This window comes from Pseudomonas oryzihabitans, from assembly GCF_007665395.1.
Taxonomy (GTDB): domain Bacteria; phylum Pseudomonadota; class Gammaproteobacteria; order Pseudomonadales; family Pseudomonadaceae; genus Chryseomonas; species Chryseomonas psychrotolerans_C.
The window spans coordinates 157774-174646 of the sequence record NZ_VDND01000009.1 but is presented as its reverse complement, the minus strand read 5'-3'; the positions used below and the strand labels follow the sequence as shown (position 1 = coordinate 174646).

The window sequence follows — 16873 nt, the reverse complement described above, 5'->3', positions numbered from 1 at the left end:
TTTCCATTGACGAGTATTTTCGCCTGTCACCGGCTAGAGGACCGACCGCGGCTACTCGGATGGATCTTCATGAGGATCGCCCAGGCGATGGGGTCGATTGCCCCGATGAGATGTTCGCTGGCGAATGTTTCGCGTGCTTAAGGGCGGGGCCGTGGCGCTGTCACCCGAAGGTCATGTCCCAGAGTCAGTCTATCGACGGGCATAAAACCTTCTATCACGCCGGCCCGAGAAGCCGTCTAGTATGGTCCTTGCGCCGCTTCGTCGGCGCATCCATCTGATGAGGGGATAACAATGAACGAAACGTCCGCTTCGCCCGTGGTGGGGCTTTCCCTGGCGGCGGCTCGAAACTAGCCGCTGCGTGCGTCGCGCCGCTAGCCCGACGGCGCCGTCACCATGACTTCTGCAGGCCGTGCTGCTGTCGCGGCCGACAACCGGATGAACAAGACCCTGAGGTAGCCAAGAAGATGTCGACCGAATCCAAGTGCCCGTTCAATCACGCCGCCGGCGGCGGTACCACCAACAAGGATTGGTGGCCGAACCAGCTCAATCTCAACTTCCTGCACCAGCACTCGTCGCTGTCCGACCCCATGGGTGAGGAATTCGACTACGCCAGCGAATTCAAGAGCCTCGACCTGGAAGCGGTGAAGGCCGACCTGCGCGCCGTGATGACCGACTCCCAGGAGTGGTGGCCCGCCGACTTCGGCCACTATGGCCCGCTGTTCGTGCGCATGGCTTGGCACAGCGCCGGTACCTATCGCGTCGGTGACGGCCGCGGTGGTGCGGGCCAGGGTCAGCAGCGCTTCGCGCCGCTCAACAGCTGGCCGGACAACGTCAGCCTGGACAAGGCGCGCCGGTTGATCTGGCCGATCAAGCAGAAGTACGGTCGCAAGATTTCCTGGGCCGACCTCATCGTCCTCACCGGCAACGTCGCCCTGGAGTCCATGGGCTTCAAGACCTTCGGTTTCTCCGGTGGCCGCCAGGACGTCTGGGAACCCGATGACGCTGTGTTCTGGGGCTCGGAAACCGTCTGGCTGGGTGGTGACGTCCGCTACGGCGAGCACAAGAAGATGGAGCAGCCCGGCGATGGCGTGCTGACCGCGCAGCCCGAACAACATCCGGTCGAACAGAGCCGCAACGAGGGTCCCGGCCGCGTGCTGGAGAATCCGCTGGGCGCGGTACAGATGGGCCTCATCTACGTGAACCCCGAAGGTCCGAACGGTAATCCCGATCCGGTGGCCTCGGCCCACGACATCCGCGAAACCTTCGGCCGCATGGCCATGAACGACGAGGAAACCGTCGCCCTGATCGCTGGCGGCCACGCCTTCGGCAAAACCCACGGCGCCGGTCCGGCCACCAGCGTGGGCGCCGAGCCGGAAGCGGCCGACCTCGAACAGCAGGGCTTCGGCTGGCAGAACAGCTACGGCACCGGCAAGGGCGGCGACACCATCACCAGCGGCCTCGAAGTGACCTGGACCTCCACGCCCACCCGCTGGAGCAACGAATACTTCGAGAACATGTTCAAGTTCGAGTGGGAGCTGTTCAAGAGCCCGGCCGGTGCCCACCAGTGGCGGCCGAAGGACGGCGCCGGTGCCGGCGCGGTGCCCGATGCCCATGACCCGAGCAAGCGCCACCAGCCGACCATGCTCACCTCGGACCTGGCACTGCGCTTCGATCCGGCTTACGAGAAGATTTCCCGCCGCTTCCTGGAAAACCCGGACCAGCTGGCCGATGCCTTCGCCCGCGCCTGGTTCAAGCTGACCCACAGAGACATGGGCCCGCTGGCCCGCTACCTCGGTCCGGAAACCCCGGCCGAGGAACTGCTGTGGCAGGACCCGCTGCCCAAGGCCACCGCTGCGCCCCTGGGCGAGGCCGAGGTCAAGGCGCTCAAGGACAAGCTCGCCGCGTCCGGCCTGAGCGTATCCGAGCTGGTCGGCACCGCCTGGGCGGCGGCGTCCAGCTTCCGTGGCTCCGACAAGCGTGGCGGCGCCAACGGTGGTCGCCTGCGCCTGGCGCCGCAGAAGGATTGGGAAGTCAACCAGCCGGCGCAACTGGCCAAGGTGCTGGGCGTGCTGGAAGGCATCCAGCGCGACTTCCAGGGTCAGGGCAAGCAGGTCTCCATCGCCGACCTGATCGTGCTGGCCGGTAGTGTCGGTGTGGAAAAGGCCGCCCAGGCGGCGGGTCATGCGATCAGCGTGCCCTTCACTCCGGGCCGCGTGGACGCATCCCAGGAGCAGACCGACGTCCACTCCTTCGGGCACCTGGAGCCCTGGGCCGACGGCTTCCGCAACTACCTGGGCGGCGACTTCAAGGTCAAGTCCGAGTTCCTGCTGGTGGACAAGGCCCATCTGCTGAACCTGACCGCGCCGGAACTGACGGTACTGCTGGGTGGCCTGCGGGTGCTGGACATCAACGTGGGCGGCGCCAAGCACGGCGTCTTCACCCAGCGGCCGCAGACCCTGACCAACGACTTCTTCGTCAACCTGCTGGACATGGCGACCGAGTGGAAGGCCACTGGTCCGGACAAGGCCACCTTCGAAGGTCGCGATCGCAAGACCGGCGCCCTGAAGTGGACCGGCACCCGGGTCGACCTGGTGTTCGGCTCCCACGCCCAGCTGCGGGCCCTGAGCGAGGTCTACGGCAGTGCCGATGCCCAGGAGAAGTTCGTCAAGGACTTCGTCAAGGTCTGGACCAAGGTGATGGAGCTGGATCGCTTCGATCTGCGCTGAACGCCACGCGGTAACTGAAAACGCCTCCTTCGGGAGGCGTTTTTTTTGGGGCCTCGCCAGTAGGCGACCGTCCATCGTCGACCAATGGTGAGTACGCAGGATCCGCATTCCAGAGCGGTTGTTGTTCGCGCGGCGCCACGTCCGGCCAGCCTTAAGCAAACCCTAATGCTTCCTTAAGGAGCGCGTAACCCGGGAGATACAAACTGCGCTAAACAACCAGAGGCTGTCCCCATGGAAGCACTTGCCGAACTTTCCCTCAGTCTGGTCGAAGGCGCTGCGCGTCCCGATCTGTGTCGCGATGAAGTCCTCGCCGATCTGTTCGAGGCCACCGCGGCGCGGGCGCCGGAACGGCCGGCGCTGCTTGAGGGCGAGCGCAGCCTGAGCTACGGCGAGCTGGACGCCTGGGCCGATCGCGCCGCCTCGCGGCTGCTGGCGGCTGGCGCCGGCCCCGGCCGGGTGGTCGGCCTCTGGCTGCCGCGCGGGATCGAGCTGCTGGTGATGCAGCTGGCCATCGCCAAGACCGGCGCCGCCTGGCTGCCCTGCGATGCCGAGACCCCGGCCGAGCGCGTGGCCCTCTGCCTGGAGGATGCCCAGGCCGTGGGTGTGATCACCGGGACGCTCTTCGCCGATCTGCTGGCGCGCCCGGGTCTGCAGTGCTGGACGCCGGCCCTGCTGAGCGCTCCCTTGGGCAATGGCGAGACCCTGCGCCGCCGCGGCCAGGTATCCCCGGACAACCTCGCCTACCTGATCTACACCTCCGGCTCCACCGGCAAGCCCAAGGGCATCGGTATCCGCCAGGACAGCATCTGCCACTTCCTGCGCAGCGAGAACTCGCTGCTCGGCATCGAGGCCGGCGACCGGGTCTACCAGGGCTTCTCGGTGGCCTTCGACATGTCCTTCGAAGAGATCTGGATCAGCTACCTGGTGGGCGCCACCCTCTGGCTGGCCCCGCGGGAAATCACCGCCGACCCCGAGGCCCTGGCCCGGGCGCTGACCGCCAATCGCATCAGCGTGCTGCACGTGGTGCCGACCCTGCTGGCACTGCTGCCGGAAGACGTCCCCAGCCTGCGGCTGATCAACCTCGGCGGCGAGATGTGCCCCGAGCCGCTGGTGGCGCGCTGGAGCCGGCCGCAGCGGCGGCTGTTCAACACCTATGGGCCGAGCGAAGCGACCGTCTCGGCGAGCCTGGCGCGATTGCAGCCGGGCGAAGCGGTGACCATCGGCCGGCCGCTGCCCAACTACAGCCTGCTGGTGGTGCCTGCCGATGCCAGCCAGCCGCTGGCGCTGCTGCCGCGTGACCAGGTGGGCGAACTCTGCATCACCGGCCCGGGCGTCGCCGACGGTTACCTCGGCCGTCCGGAGCTGACCGCCGAGAAATTCCTGGCCAATCCCTGGAGCACCGGCAGCCACGACCTCAAGCTCTATCGCACCGGCGATCTGGCCCGGGTCGACGAACACGGCCAGGTGCATTGCCTGGGCCGGGTCGACGACCAGGTGAAGATCCGCGGCTATCGGGTGGAGCTGGGCGAGATCGAAGCCACCCTGGCGCGGCAGCCCGGGGTGGGCACCGTGGCCGTGGTGCTGCGCGAAGAGGCCGGCGTGGAGCAACTGGTGGCCTTCTTGGTCGGCGATGGCGGGCCGGTGCCGCGCAGCGACCTCCTGCGCACCGAACTGGCCGGCTGCCTGCCGCTGTACATGGTACCGAGCCGCTTCGAGTGGCTCGGCGAGATGCCGCGGCTGAATTCCGGCAAGATCGATCGCAAGCAGCTGCGCGCCCGGCCGCTGGCCATCGCCGCCGTGGCCCCGGTCGCCGCGACCAGTGGCGCGCTGGGGGCGGTGCTGGCGGCTACCGCCGAGCTGTTCCCCGGCCAGGCCCTGCGGGCCGAGCTGGATTTCTTCGATGACCTGGGTGGCCATTCGCTGTTCGCCGCCCGCCTGGTCTCGCGGCTGCGCCAGGACTCGCGCTATGCCAGCGCCACGGTCAAGGCGGTCTACGCCGGCCGGACCCTGGGCGCCATCGCCGAGGCCCTGGAGACGGACGCCGCCGCGGCCGGCCAGGCGACCGCCACCGAGGCCTGGGCACCGCCGAGTCGCTGGCGCCGCTGGCGTTGCGGCCTGGCCCAGGCGGTGGCCCTGCCGCCGCTGCTGACCCTGCGCCTGGGCCGCTGGCTGGCGCCCTTCCTGGCCTTTCCCCTGCTGATCCACACCGGCACGGCAGTGCCCGTGGCCATGCTCACCGCCCTGAGTCTGTTCGTCCTGGCCATCGGCCTGGAATTCGCCGTGGCCCTGGTCGGCAAGCGCCTGACCGGTCGCCTGGAAGCCGGCCGCTATCCGTTGTGGGGCCTGACCTACTACCGCTGGTGGCTGGGCGAGCGCTTCCTGTCCCTGGCGCCGGCCTACCTGCTCAGCGGCTCGCCGCTGGCACGGGGCTGGCTGCGGCTGCTGGGCGCCCGGGTCGGTGACCAGGCCTTCATCGGTACCTATACCTTGCGCGTCCCCGAGTTGCTGACCCTGGGGCAGGGCGTGAGCCTGGGCAACGGGGTCAATTTCGAGAACGCCTGGGTGCTGCGTGGCGAATTGCTGCTCGGCGCCGTGGCGCTGGGCCAGGAGGTTCAGGTCGGTTCCTACGCCGTGCTCGAAGGCGATACCGCCATCGGTAACAGCGGTCGGCTGCAGGCCCAGTCCGCGCTCCGCGCCGGACAGCGGGTGCCGGCCGGGCGCAACTGGGGCGGTGCCCCCGCCCATGACCAGGGCGCCGTGGCTGCCCGCGTCGCGCCGCCGGCGCCCAGCTCCCGCGCCAAGCGCAGTCTGCTGAACGCCCTCTATGCCGTGAGCGGCCTGGCGGTGTCCGTGCTGTTCTTCATGCCGCTGTTCCCCCTGGCGCTGCTGATCGACGCACTGGAAAGCCTCGGTGGCCTGCCCTGGTGGCACACCTCTTCGCTCGTGCTCGACGCCCTGCAGTACGGCGTGCTGGCCCTGCCGCTGGGCGTGGTCAGCGTCGCCCTGACGCTGCTTGGTTGCGCCCTGGCGCGGCGGCTGATCCTGCCGCGCCTGGAGGAGGGCCAGTGGTCGGTCGACAGCCTCTTCTACTGGCGCAAGTGGCTGGCCAACCTGATCCAGGAGTCGGCACTGCAAAGCCTGCAGGGGCTCTATGCGACGGTCTACTCGTCCCTCTGGTACCGCCTGCTGGGTGCCCGGGTCGGCCGAGATGCGGAGATCTCCACCGCCCAGGGCCCGGTGTCGTCGCTGCTGGAGCTCGGCGACGAAACCTTCATCGCCGATGCCGTGATGCTGGGTGACGAGCAGATCGCCCAGGGCTGGATCACCCTCAAGCGCACCTCCGTCGCCCGCCGCAGCTTCGTCGGTAACGGCGCCTACGTGGCCGACGGCTGCCATATTCCCGAGGATGCCCTGGTCGGCGTGCTGGGGCGGCTCGACGAGGGCGTGCCCCTGCGCCAGGGCGAGACCTGGCTCGGCTCGCCGGCGGTGCGGCTGCCGGCGCGGGAAACCCTCACCGGCTACCCGGAAAGCCTGACCTTCCGCCCGGCGCCCTGGCGGCGCCTGGTCCGCGGCCTGATCGAGGCGCTGCGGATCGTGCTGCCCACCGGCTTCACCGTGGCCGCCGGCTGCGCCATCGCCGAAGCCCTGGTACCACTGTGGCAGCAGGGGGCCTGGCTGAGCCTGCTGGGCGAGACCCTGCTGGCCGGCAGCGTCTTCGCCCTGGCCAGCTTCGCGGTGGTGCTGGCGCTCAAGTGGCTGGTGGTGGGGCGCTATCGCCCGCGTTCGGCGCCCATGTGGACCTTCTTCGTCTGGCGCAGCGAGGCCATTACCAGCCTCTACGAAACCCTGGCGGTACCCAACCTGCTCGCTACCCTGCGCGGCACGCCGTGGCTGCCGCTGGCCCTGCGCCTGCTCGGCGCGCGCCTGGGCCGCGGCACCTACCTGGATACCACCGACCTCACCGAATTCGACTGCGTGCGCCTCGGCGACCACGGCGAACTCAACGCCCTGGCCGGGCCCCAGACCCATCTGTTCGAAGACCGGGTGATGAAGGTCGGCGAGGTGGACCTGGGCGCCGGCGTCAATCTGGGCCCGCGCAGCGTGGTGCTCTATGGCGCCCGGGTCGGCGACGACGTCGAACTGGGGCCGCTGTCGCTGGTGATGAAGGGCGAAACCCTGCCAGCGCGGTCGCGTTGGGAAGGTAACCCCGTCCAGCCTCGTCGCTAGGGCTGTCATACAACTATAAAGACAGCCCTGGATACTCCGCCCCGTACAACGATGACGGGGCAAGGCAATGACGGCTTGGGTACGACGGATCAGGATCGGACGGACCGGCTGGCTGCTGGGCCTGGCCCTATTGCTGGCACTGGGGCTGACCCAGGGCCTGCGCGGCAGCCACCTGGATAGCCAGCTGCTGTTCTGGCTCGGCCAGCAATGGCAGAGCGAGCCCCGGACGTCACTGGAGCTCGGCCGCTACCGGGTGGCGGTGGAAGCCAAGCCGGTGGCCGGCATCACCGAGAATCTCTCCGACCTCAGCTACGACCCGGTGCGTGATCGCCTCTGGGCGGTGGTCAACAACCCGCCCGAGCTGCTGGCCCTGAGTCGTGACGGCGATCTGCTGGAACGGCATCGCCTGGAAGGCTTCGACGACGTCGAAGGCGTGACCTACCTGGGCGATGATCGCCTGCTGCTGGCGGAAGAGGGCGCCAATGCCCTGACCCTGGTCGACATTCCGGAAGGGGACGACGTGCTGCGGCGCAGCGACTATCGCAGTCTCACCCTGGATCTCTTCCCCCGCGCCAACCAGGGCTTCGAAGGGCTGGACTACGATGCCACCCGGGATCGCCTGTTCGTGGTCAAGGAGCACTCGCCGCGCAAGCTCTATGAAATCCGGGGCCTGCTCAAGAGCTTCGATGGCGACTTCGCCCTGCGCATCATCGATCGCCAGGCCTGGCTGGACCAGGCACCCAGCACCGGCGATCTCTCCGCCATCCACGTCGACCGCCGCACCGGGCACCTGCTGCTGCTCAGCGACGAGTCACGGGTGCTGATCGAACTCGACGACCAGGGCCGGACCCTGGATACCCGCTCCCTGGCGGCGCCCTTCGGCGGCCTGTCGCGGCGCATCCGCCAGCCCGAAGGGGTCACCCTGGATACGGCGGGCAACCTCTATGTGGTCAGCGAACCCAACCTCTTCTATCGCTACCAGAAACGCTGATCAGGCGCCGCCCAGGCGCTCCAGCACGGCCGGCGTATCCTGGGCGCCCATGGCGCGGGCCACGCTCAGCGCCGTGTTGCCGGCGGCGTCGCGCGCCCGGGGATCGGCGCCGCGGGCCACCAGCAGCTCCACCATCTGCACGTGGTTGAACATGGCCGCCATCATCAGGGCGGTCTTGCCATCGGGCATGGCGCCTTCCACCGCGGCGCCCTGGTCCAGCAGCAACTCGGCCATGGCCAGGTTGTTCTTGAAGGCCGCCCCGGCCAGCGGTGACTGCCCCATGTCGTTGGCCAGATTCGGATCGGCCTGATGCTCCAGCAGCACGCGACTGGCCTCCAGGTGACCGTGGTAGCTGGCCAGCATCAGCAGGCTGTCGCCCTTGTGATTGCGCAGGTTGGGCGTCAGCCCCTTGTCCAGCACCAGGGCCAGTACCTCGGCATTGCCGGTACGGGCGAGGTTGAACACCTCGGTGGCGAATTCCTGGGCTTCTTCATCGGTCATGCGCTGGGGACCGTCTGCGGTCATGGTGCTCTCCTCGGCTAAGGCGGGCGGGACCCTCGGGGTCCCGGGCGATAGGAGGGCAGACCCGAACGGCAGGGGGGAGTTCTCTCGCGGCGGCGAAAGAAGAGCGCCGCGAGCCGGCTAGCCAAAGGTCGCGTGGGTCTCGGCAAAGGCCTGTAACTCCGCCACGCTGTAGTTGCCGACCATCAGCACCGGACCATGGGCCGTGCCGATCTGCGCCGGCAGGGTGTCGAGAAAGCCGCCGGTAGGGGTCACCCCGAGGTTGGTGTATTCGGCGGCTGGCAGATGGAATTCGGCGATCAGGCGCGCCGCTTCGGCGATCCCGGCGGCGACGCTGAGCGGATGCAGGGCCGCCCCCAGTGGATTGACCTGGCCGCCGTTGTCGCCGTTGAACAGGTAGCCGACCTTGGCCGCCGCCTGGCTTAGGTCATGCTGGTCGGCCTGGGCACCGATCAAAAACAGCGAGCCATAGTGCGGCAGGCTGCCGCCACCCTCGGCCTGGCTGACGAAGCTGGGTGCGAAGGGCTGTTCGCCATGGATGTCGGAGCTGTAGTTGGCCACCGGATCACCGAGGGTGACCACATTGACGAAGTTGTCACCCTGGCCCGCGGCGTGCACGTCCCGAGGAATGCCCGAGGCCTCGAAGCTGATGCCGCCGAGGCCGGTCTGCTGGGCGACGTATTCCGCCGAGATGCCACCCAGGGAATGGCCGGTGACGAAGATGTCCTGGGTGCCGTAGCCCTGCTTGGCCGCCGCCTCGATCACCTGGTGGGCGAAGTCCAGCGACTGCCGCTGGGCGCTGGAGACCTGCTGGCCGAGGATCTGCAGGTCACTGAGCAGGCCACCCGCGGTGGCCAGGGGATCGATCAGCAGATTCTCGCCGCGAGTAGTACCAGCGTTGGTGATGAGGATCTGGTTCTCGGCGGTGATCCAGGTATGGGCCACGGCGCCGTTGAGCGAGTTGTGCAGCGTCAGTGGGTGGCCATCGACCAGAAAGGGCCGCATGCCGTCCGGGGTGCCGCCCAGCACATACTCGCTGATGGCACCGTTGAGGAATTCGCTGACCGTCGGCGTGACGGCCGCAGCGGTCTGGTGCACCGTGGTAGCCGCGCCACTCTGCAACGCCTGCAGGTAGGTGAAGTTGCCGAGGCTGACGAGGTCGCTGTGGTCGAGGAGGCCATCGCTGGCCCAGGGGGAGGTCTTCTTGGACATGGCGGCACCTTTGTTGTTTTTGTCGGCGGTGGACGGGGTCGTCGCCAAGCCTTCGGCTGCCGGGGCAAGGAAAAGGCTCGAAAATCCATCCTAGGACGGCCTCTGCCGCGCGGCAATCCGGGAACCCGGGGGTCATTTCCAGACGCGCGCGGTCTGGCGGCGGGCCGCGCCAGCCACGCCGGGTGGGCGACGGGAAGCCTGGGCGACCCGCCGCGGGTTCGGGCTACACTGGGGATCGACTCGACCCAAGGGGCTTCCATGACCGCCATTCGCCTGCCGTCCATCGACCGCCTGCTGCGCCATCCCGCTTCGCGTCCGCTGGAGGAGCGCCATGGCCGCGAGCAGGTCCTCGGTGGCTACCGCTCGCTGCTGGACGATCTGCGCGACGCCCTGAAAGCCGGCACCCTCACCGCCGTGGAGGTGGAGGAGGGTGTACTGGCCGGCCGCCTGGGCGAGCGCCTGGCCCTGCGCAGCCGGCCGCGGGTGCGGCGGGTGTTCAACCTGACCGGTACGGTGTTGCACACCAACCTGGGGCGGGCGCTGCTGGCGGAAGAGGCCATCGCCGCGGTCACCGAGGCGGCACGCCAGCCGATGAACCTGGAATTCGATCTGGCCACCGGCAAGCGCGGCGACCGCGATGACCTGGTGGCCGAGCTGGTACGCGAGCTCACCGGTGCCGAAGCGGTGACCGTGGTCAACAACAACGCCGCCGCCGTGCTGCTGGCCCTGCACGCCATCGGCGCGCGCAAGGAGGGAGTGCTGTCGCGCGGCGAGCTGATCGAGATCGGTGGCGCCTTTCGCATCCCCGACATCATGGCCCGCGCCGGCGTCAAGCTGGTTGAGGTGGGCACCACCAACCGTACCCATGCGCGCGACTACGAAGCCGCCATCGGCCCGCGCACCGCGCTGCTGATGCGGGTGCACACCAGCAACTACAGCGTCCAGGGCTTCACCGCCAGCGTCGCCACCGCGGAGCTGGCCGCCATTGCGCGCGCCCACCAGGTCCCCCTGCTGGAAGACCTGGGCAGTGGCACCCTGGTGGACCTGACGCGCTGGGGCCTGCCGGCCGAACCCACGGTGCAGCAGGCCCTGCGCGACGGTGCGGATCTGGTCACCTTCAGTGGCGACAAGCTGCTCGGCGGGCCCCAGTGCGGCCTCATCGTCGGTCGTCGCGACCTCATCGAGCGCATCAAGAAGAATCCGCTCAAGCGCGCCCTGCGGGTGGACAAGCTGACCCTGGCCGCCCTGGAGGCGACCCTGGCGCTCTATCGCGATCCGGATCGACTGGCCGAACGACTGCCTAGCCTGCGGCTGCTGTCGCGCCCGGCCGCGGACATCACCACCCAGGCCGAGCGCCTGCTACCCACCTTCGCCGCGGTCCTGGGTGATACCTATGCGGTCAGCGTGGAGCCGGCGCTGGGCATGATCGGCAGTGGCGCCCAGCCGGTGGCACGGCTGCCCGGCGCGGCCCTGTGCTGTCGCCCCCAGGTCAGCAAACGGCTGCGCGGGCGCGCCTTGCGGCAACTGGAAGAAGGGCTGCGCCAGCTACCCATCCCGGTGGTGGGCCGGATCGACGCCGACGCCCTCTGGCTGGACCTGCGCCAGCTCGACGACGAAGCGGCCTTTCTCGCGCAACTGCCAGCGCTGTTGCTGCCGGAGATTGGTTAGCGGACGACCCAGCGCTGCCGGGCCCAGTTGCTCAGCAGGTCCACGCCCAGCACCAGCACCAGCATGCCGAGGATCACCGTGGCGGCCTGGGCCTGCTGGAACAGGCTGAGGCTGAAATACAGCTGCTGCCCCAGGCCGCCGGCGCCGACGAAACCGAGGATGCTGGCCATGCGGATGTTGTTTTCCCAGCGATAGAGCAGATAGGCCAGCAACTGTGGCCAGACCGCCGGCAGGGTGCCGTAGAGAAAGGCCGCCAGAGGGCCGCCCCCGGCCAGGCGAATGGCCTCGGCGGGGGCCTTGGGCGTGTTCTCCAAGGCTTCGGCGAACAGCCGACCCAGCACCCCGGCGGTGTGCAGGGCCAGGGCCAGGGTCCCGGCATTGGGGCCGAGACCCGCCGCCAGGACCATCAGCGCCGCCCAGACCAGCTCGGGTACGGCGCGCAGGGCATTGAGCAGCAGTCGCGCCAGGGCCAGGGCGGCCAGGCCAAGCCGTCCGGCCGCCGGCAGCGCCAGCAGGATGCCGAGCAGCCCGGCGAGCAGGGTGCCCAGGGCCGACATGGCCAGGGTCTCCACCGCGCCGCGGGCCACGGCGGTCAATTGGCCGAGCGAGAAGTCGGGTTTGAGGAAGTCGGCCAGGAAGCTGCCCATCTGGCCCAGGGCACGCGCGCTCAGCAATTCGCCGAAGGCGGTGCCCAGGTAGCTGGCAGAGGCCAGCAGCGCCACCCCCATCGCCAGCACCGTCAAGGGACCGCGGCCACGGCCCTGGCCGCGTTCCACCTGGCGCAGCAGGCGACTGAGCACATCGGCCAGCAGCACCAGCACCAGGAAGGTCAGCAACAGGCTGGCCACCTCGCCGCCGGCGAACATGCGCAGCGACAGGTCGACCTGCTGGCCGAGGCCACCCGCGCCGACGAAGCCCATCACCACCGAGGCGCGGATGGCGCACTCCCAGCGATAGACGCTGTAGGAAATCATCTCGCCCGCGGCCGTGGGCAGCACGCCATAGACGAACGCCGGCAACCGCCCGGCGCCTTGCAGCAGCAGGGCGCGCGCCGGGCGTGGATCGACCGACTCGAAGATCTCCGCATAGACCTTGCCGAGCATGCCGCCATAGGTGATGGCGATGGCCAGCACCCCGGCGGTGGGGCCCAGGCCCACGGCGCGCACGAACAGCAGCGCCCAGACGATCTCCGGCACGCTGCGCAGGACGATCAGCACCGTGCGAATCAGCCCTCGCAGCAGCCGTGGCAGTGGTCCCGGTCGCCCGGCCCGGGGCAGGGCGGAAATCGACAGGACGCGGGTGGCGAGCAGGGCGGCGGGCAGGGCGATGAGTGCGGCCAGGGCCATGCCCAGGGTGGCGATGGCCAGGGTTTCCAGGGTGGCGCGACCCAGCACGGCGAGAAAGTCGGCGTCATGGGCCGGTGGCCAGAAGCCGGCGAGAAAGTTGCCCATGGTACGGGCGTTGTCGCCGCTGAAGAGACCCCGCAGATCGAATTCCGCCAGGCGCAGTGTCGGCCAGGCCAGCAGCAGGGCCAGCAGGGTCAACAGCAGGCGGGGCCAGGCAGCGGGGTCCCAATAGGGCGGCTTCAGCATCGCGGCAGATCGAGGGGGGCTTCGGCGGCGGCGGGCGTCGCGGGCGGCAGGGCCGTGCCCAGCCCCTCGTTGGCATAGAGCTCGGCCAGGTCGGCGGCAGTCACGGCGCTGGCGGGCTTGTCCCACAGCAGGCGGCCGGCGCGCAGGCCGAGGATACGGGGATAGCGCTGCAACGCCAGCTCGACGTTGTGCAGGCTGGTGACCAGGGTAGTGCCCTGGCGGGTCGCGGCGTCGCCCAGTACCCCCAGGGTATGGCCGGCCAGCACCGGGTCCATGGCCGAGACGGGTTCGTCGGCGAGCAGCAGCTGTGGCTGCTGGTAGAGCGCCCGGGCGATGCCGACGCGCTGCAACTGGCCACCGGAGAGCTGGTCGCAAGAGGCATAGAGGCGGTCGGCCAGGTTTAGCGGCGCCAGGGCCGCGGCAGCGCCGGCACGGTCCAGCGGATGCACCAGGCTGACCAGGCTGCGCGCCAGTGACCACTGGCCGAGGCGCCCGGCGAGCACCGCGGTGATGACCCTCTGCCGCGCGGGCAGCGGTGGCGCCTGGTGGATCAGGCCGATGCGGGCGCGCAACAGCCGCCGCGCAGCGTTGCCCAGCGCCCAGGGATCCTCGCCGAGCAGCTCCAGCTGGCCCGCGGCCGGCCGCAGGCCGGTGGCCAGCAGGCGCAGCAGGCTGGTCTTGCCGGCACCGGAGGGGCCGATCAGCGCGACCTGCTCACCCTGTTCCAGGCGCAGGTCCAGATCGGCGAGGGCCGGCGTACCATCGGCGTGGACCAGCCTCACGCCCCTGAGGGCGAGACTCACTTGAGCAGGCCGGCTGCCAGGGCGGAAGCCTCGATGCTCTTGTAGTTGTCCGGCGAGGTCGGCACGAAGCGGCTGGCCGCCTGCAGGTCGAGGATGGCCTTGTCCGCCGGCTTGGCCGGGTCCAGGTCGAGGAAGGCCTGCTTGATCTTGGCCGCCAGTTGCGGATCCAGGTTGCCGCGCACCGTCCAGTTGTAGTCGTAGAAGGCCGGGGTGGTAGAGATCACCCGGACCTTGCTGGTGTCGACCTTGCCGGCGTCGACCAGCTTCTGCCACACCGAGGCGTTGAGCACGCCGGCGTCGGCCTTGCCCGCGGCGACCCAGGCGACGGTGGCGTCGTGGGCGCCGGAGTAGGCCACCCGCGAGAAGAACTGCTCGGGCACGATGCCTTCCTGCTGCATGAAATAGCGCGGCATCAGGCTACCCGAGGTGGACGAGACCGAGCCGAAGGCGAAGGTCTTGCCCTTGAGGTCCTGCAGGGTCTTCACGGCCGGGTCGGCGGTGATGAACTTGCTGGTGAACTGCTGATCTTCCACGCGCTGCACCAGGGGCGTCATCGGCGCCTTGCGCTGCGCCTGGACGAAGGTGAAGCCGCCGAACCAGGCCAGGTCCAGGCGATCTGAGGCCATGGCTTCCACCACGCCGGCATAGTCGGACACCGGAATGAACTTGACCGGCATACCCAGGCGTTGCTCCAGGTATTCGCCCAGCGGCTTGAACTTGCGGATCAGCTCGGTGGGTGCCTCGTCGGGGATGGCCGAGACGCGCAATTCGGCGGCGGCGTGGGAAAGCAGGGACGTCAGGGACAGGGCCAGGCCTGCTGCCAGGGCCAGCGAACGCTTGAGCATGGGTTTCTCCGGTTCAATAGCGGAAAAAAAGGGGCTGCAGTATAGGGGCTCGCGGTGTTTTCCGCAGCTCGAGCGTCAGGCCAGGGGGCGGCCGGCTAACGCAGCGGGCGGCTCGGTGCGCGCCGGCAGGCTGCCGCACGCGCTCTGGCCCGCGTATTGCGCAGCGGGCCCGCCAGGCCCGGCGCGTCCACGGCGAAGGGCTCCGGCGCAAGGCGAGGGCGCTCAGGTCTCGTCGAAGAAACGCTCGTTCCAGTCCACCAGGGGTTGCGGCGCATTGAGCTTCTGGCCGTAGATCACCGCATAGGCCAGCACGTTCTGCACGTATTGCCGCGTCTCGTCGAAGGGAATGGTCTCCACCCAGACGTCGAAGGCCAGGTGGCGCGCACCGGTCAGCCAGCGCTTCACCCGGCCGGGTCCGGCGTTGTAGGCCGCCGAGGCCAGCACCCGGTTGCCGTTGAACTGGGCATGGACCATGGACAGGTAGGCGGTCCCCAGCTCGATGTTCTTCTCCGGCGTCAGCGCCTGCTGCGGCGAGGCCAGGGGAATCGCGAACTTGCTGGCGGTATGGCTGGCGGTGGCCGGCATCAGCTGCATCAGGCCCATGGCACCCACCCCGGAGCGGGCATCGGCCATGAAGCCACTCTCCTGGCGCGTGATGGCGAACACCCAGCTGCTGTGCAGGCCGCGGGTCTGGGCTTCGCGCACAAAGCTCTCGCGGTAGGCGATGGGGAAGCGCACGTCCAGGTCGTCCCAGTACTTGGCCAGGCTGATGGTGCGGATGGCCGGGAAGTACCACTGCATGTCATAGGCCAGGCGCGCCTGGGCCACCAGTTCGTCGCGGTTGAAATGGCGACTGACGTAGAACCACTCGCGGCGCGCATTGATCGGCTCGCCACGGGCGATGAATTCCAGGGCGCGCTGCACGCCCGGGGTGTTGCGCACCTTGCGCTTGAGCGCCTCGCTGAGCACCAGCGGCTTGTTGTTAAGCTGGTAGGGCGCCTTGCTGCGATCGGCGGCGAGGAAGCCGTAGTAGTCGCGCTCGCGACTGACCTCGGCGTATTCACGCAGCACCGACGGACTCTGTGGCTGCATCAGCTCCAGGGTACGGGCGCGCCAATATTCCCAGCGATTGGCCTTGGCCAGGCTCGGCGGGAAACGCTCGATCAGCGCGTGGGCATCGCTCCAGCGACCCAGGCGTAGTAGCAGCCGCGCGCGCCATTCGCTGACATCGTCGTCGCGCAGCTCGGGATCGTAGCGCTCCATCAGTGGCAGGGCGCGCGGATCGAAGTTCTTCGCCAGGGTCAGGCCGATCTGGCGGGCGATGGCCACCTTCTCGTCGCGGGTGAAGGGCATGCGCTGGCTGTAGACCTCGAGCAGGCCCATGGCCTGTTCCGGGTCCTGCCGCGCCAGCTTGCGCAGCCCCAGGCCGACCACGTCGGCGAGGCTTTCGCTGGCCGGGGCGAAGGCCTGGACATTGGCGATCTGCTGCGGCTTCTGGGCCACCTCGATCAACCGCTGGGCCTGGCTGGCCAGGGTCGGCAACTGGGCGGACAGCGACCGGACCAGGCCGTACTCGCCCTTGTCGGCGGCGGTCTTGGCGCGTTCCCAGACCCGCTCCTCGGTGAGTTGCCCGCGCGCCGCCCAGGCCTGGAACAGGCCGTCGCAGGTGGTCGGCTGGGGCTTGCCGGCCAGCCAGTATTTTTCCGCCAGCTTGAAGCCCTCGCTGGCATTGCCCTGGGCGATCAGGTACTGGCCGTGCAGGCAATCCAGTTCGGTGAAGTTGAAGTCGGGCGAATAGTATTTCTCGAAACGATTCCAGTCGCCGCGATCGGCTAGGCTGCGCAGCCAGCGCAGGCGCAGCCAGTTGGACTGCGGCAGGTCGCCGTGCTCGGCGAGAAAGGTCTCGATCTCGGCGTCGCTGGCACCGGGGACGCGCTTGATCAGCTCGTCGTAGGCTAGGTAGGGCTCCAGCGGATAGGTGCGCAATTCGCCGCGATTGGCCAGGTAGACGCTGGCGTCACCCTTGTCCAGCGCCGCCTTGGCCTGGTCGTAGAGTTGCCGCTGCTGCTCCAGGGGAGCGGCCTGCGACGTGGTGGAGGCGATCAGCGGAGCGAGGAGCAGGGGCAGGATGACGAACAGGCGACCGCGCATGGGAATTCCGTAAAAGCTGGATGCGGAGGGGGCGGCGCGCGCTGCCCAGGGCAAGCGGCCGACCGTCACGGGGCAGTCTAGCTTACGTGCCGGCGCCAGGTGGCGAAAGCGTCGGCCATGGCCTGCCGTCGGGCGG

General features: G+C 69.0%; 10 protein-coding genes and 1 pseudogene. 4 read left to right on the top strand and 7 right to left on the bottom strand.

Features of this window, described 5'->3' with window-relative positions; genetic code table 11:
- Positions 1-464 precede the first annotated feature (464 nt).
- From katG to FSV73_RS18580, 3 genes are all read left to right on the top strand, one after another.
- The gene (katG, locus tag FSV73_RS18590) at positions 465-2726 is read left to right on the top strand and encodes a catalase/peroxidase HPI (protein WP_145009601.1); all 2262 of its coding nucleotides are present in this window, start codon (positions 465-467) and stop codon (positions 2724-2726) included.
- 231 nt (positions 2727-2957) lie between these two features.
- Positions 2958-6953, top strand: coding sequence for a Pls/PosA family non-ribosomal peptide synthetase (locus FSV73_RS18585; RefSeq protein ID WP_145009598.1), 3996 nt, complete (start codon positions 2958-2960; stop codon positions 6951-6953).
- Between the two features lie 67 nt (positions 6954-7020).
- On the top strand, positions 7021-7944 hold the full coding sequence (locus FSV73_RS18580) for an SdiA-regulated domain-containing protein (protein ID WP_145009595.1): 924 nt from the start codon (positions 7021-7023) through the stop codon (positions 7942-7944).
- Here the strand turns inward: FSV73_RS18580 and FSV73_RS18575 are convergent, their stop codons facing one another.
- Both FSV73_RS18575 and FSV73_RS18570 read right to left on the bottom strand, forming a co-directional pair.
- Positions 7945-8469 carry an ankyrin repeat domain-containing protein gene (locus FSV73_RS18575; protein WP_145009592.1) on the bottom strand — a complete coding sequence of 175 codons (525 nt, stop codon included), beginning with the start codon at positions 8467-8469 and terminating at the stop codon, positions 7945-7947.
- Between the two features lie 117 nt (positions 8470-8586).
- On the bottom strand, positions 8587-9678 hold the full coding sequence (locus tag FSV73_RS18570; RefSeq protein ID WP_145009589.1) for a hypothetical protein: 1092 nt from the start codon (positions 9676-9678) through the stop codon (positions 8587-8589).
- 258 nt (positions 9679-9936) lie between these two features.
- On the opposite strand from FSV73_RS18570, the gene selA reads away from it, so the two are divergent.
- Complete coding sequence (selA, locus tag FSV73_RS18565) at positions 9937-11346, top strand: L-seryl-tRNA(Sec) selenium transferase (RefSeq protein ID WP_145009585.1); 1410 nt, start codon at positions 9937-9939, stop codon at positions 11344-11346.
- Here selA and phnE read toward each other — a convergent pair.
- The 5 genes and pseudogenes from phnE to FSV73_RS18545 form a co-directional block, all read right to left on the bottom strand.
- Positions 11343-12074, bottom strand: a complete 732-nt coding sequence (gene phnE, locus FSV73_RS25830; RefSeq protein WP_260856113.1) for a phosphonate ABC transporter, permease protein PhnE — start codon at positions 12072-12074, stop codon at positions 11343-11345. The genes selA and phnE overlap by 4 nt on opposite strands.
- A gap of 51 nt (positions 12075-12125) precedes the next feature.
- Positions 12126-12938, bottom strand: a pseudogene (locus tag FSV73_RS25825) (PhnE/PtxC family ABC transporter permease); the annotation flags it as partial.
- Entirely contained in the window at positions 12932-13741 is an 810-nt protein-coding gene (locus FSV73_RS18555) for a phosphonate ABC transporter ATP-binding protein (protein WP_145009578.1), read from the bottom strand. The pseudogene FSV73_RS25825 and the gene FSV73_RS18555, both read right to left, overlap by 7 nt.
- Positions 13738-14586 carry a putative selenate ABC transporter substrate-binding protein gene (locus FSV73_RS18550; RefSeq protein WP_145009575.1) on the bottom strand — a complete coding sequence of 283 codons (849 nt, stop codon included), beginning with the start codon at positions 14584-14586 and terminating at the stop codon, positions 13738-13740. Before FSV73_RS18550 ends, FSV73_RS18555 begins: the two co-directional genes overlap by 4 nt.
- Before the next feature lie 222 nt (positions 14587-14808).
- Positions 14809-16737 (bottom strand): transglycosylase SLT domain-containing protein, encoded by a 1929-nt coding sequence (locus tag FSV73_RS18545; protein WP_145009572.1) that lies wholly within the window; start codon positions 16735-16737, stop codon positions 14809-14811.
- Positions 16738-16873: the final 136 nt, after the last annotated feature.

Coding starts and splice junctions, on each gene's coding strand:
- katG (WP_145009601.1), top strand. CDS start 465: ATGTCGACCGAATCCAAGTGCCCGTTCAATCACGCCGCCGGCGGCGGT.
- FSV73_RS18585 (WP_145009598.1), top strand. CDS start 2,958: ATGGAAGCACTTGCCGAACTTTCCCTCAGTCTGGTCGAAGGCGCTGCG.
- FSV73_RS18580 (WP_145009595.1), top strand. CDS start 7,021: ATGACGGCTTGGGTACGACGGATCAGGATCGGACGGACCGGCTGGCTG.
- FSV73_RS18575 (WP_145009592.1), bottom strand. CDS start 8,469: ATGACCGCAGACGGTCCCCAGCGCATGACCGATGAAGAAGCCCAGGAA.
- FSV73_RS18570 (WP_145009589.1), bottom strand. CDS start 9,678: ATGTCCAAGAAGACCTCCCCCTGGGCCAGCGATGGCCTCCTCGACCAC.
- selA (WP_145009585.1), top strand. CDS start 9,937: ATGACCGCCATTCGCCTGCCGTCCATCGACCGCCTGCTGCGCCATCCC.
- phnE (WP_260856113.1), bottom strand. CDS start 12,074: ATGGGGGTGGCGCTGCTGGCCTCTGCCAGCTACCTGGGCACCGCCTTC.
- FSV73_RS18550 (WP_145009575.1), bottom strand. CDS start 14,586: ATGCTCAAGCGTTCGCTGGCCCTGGCAGCAGGCCTGGCCCTGTCCCTG.
- FSV73_RS18545 (WP_145009572.1), bottom strand. CDS start 16,737: ATGCGCGGTCGCCTGTTCGTCATCCTGCCCCTGCTCCTCGCTCCGCTG.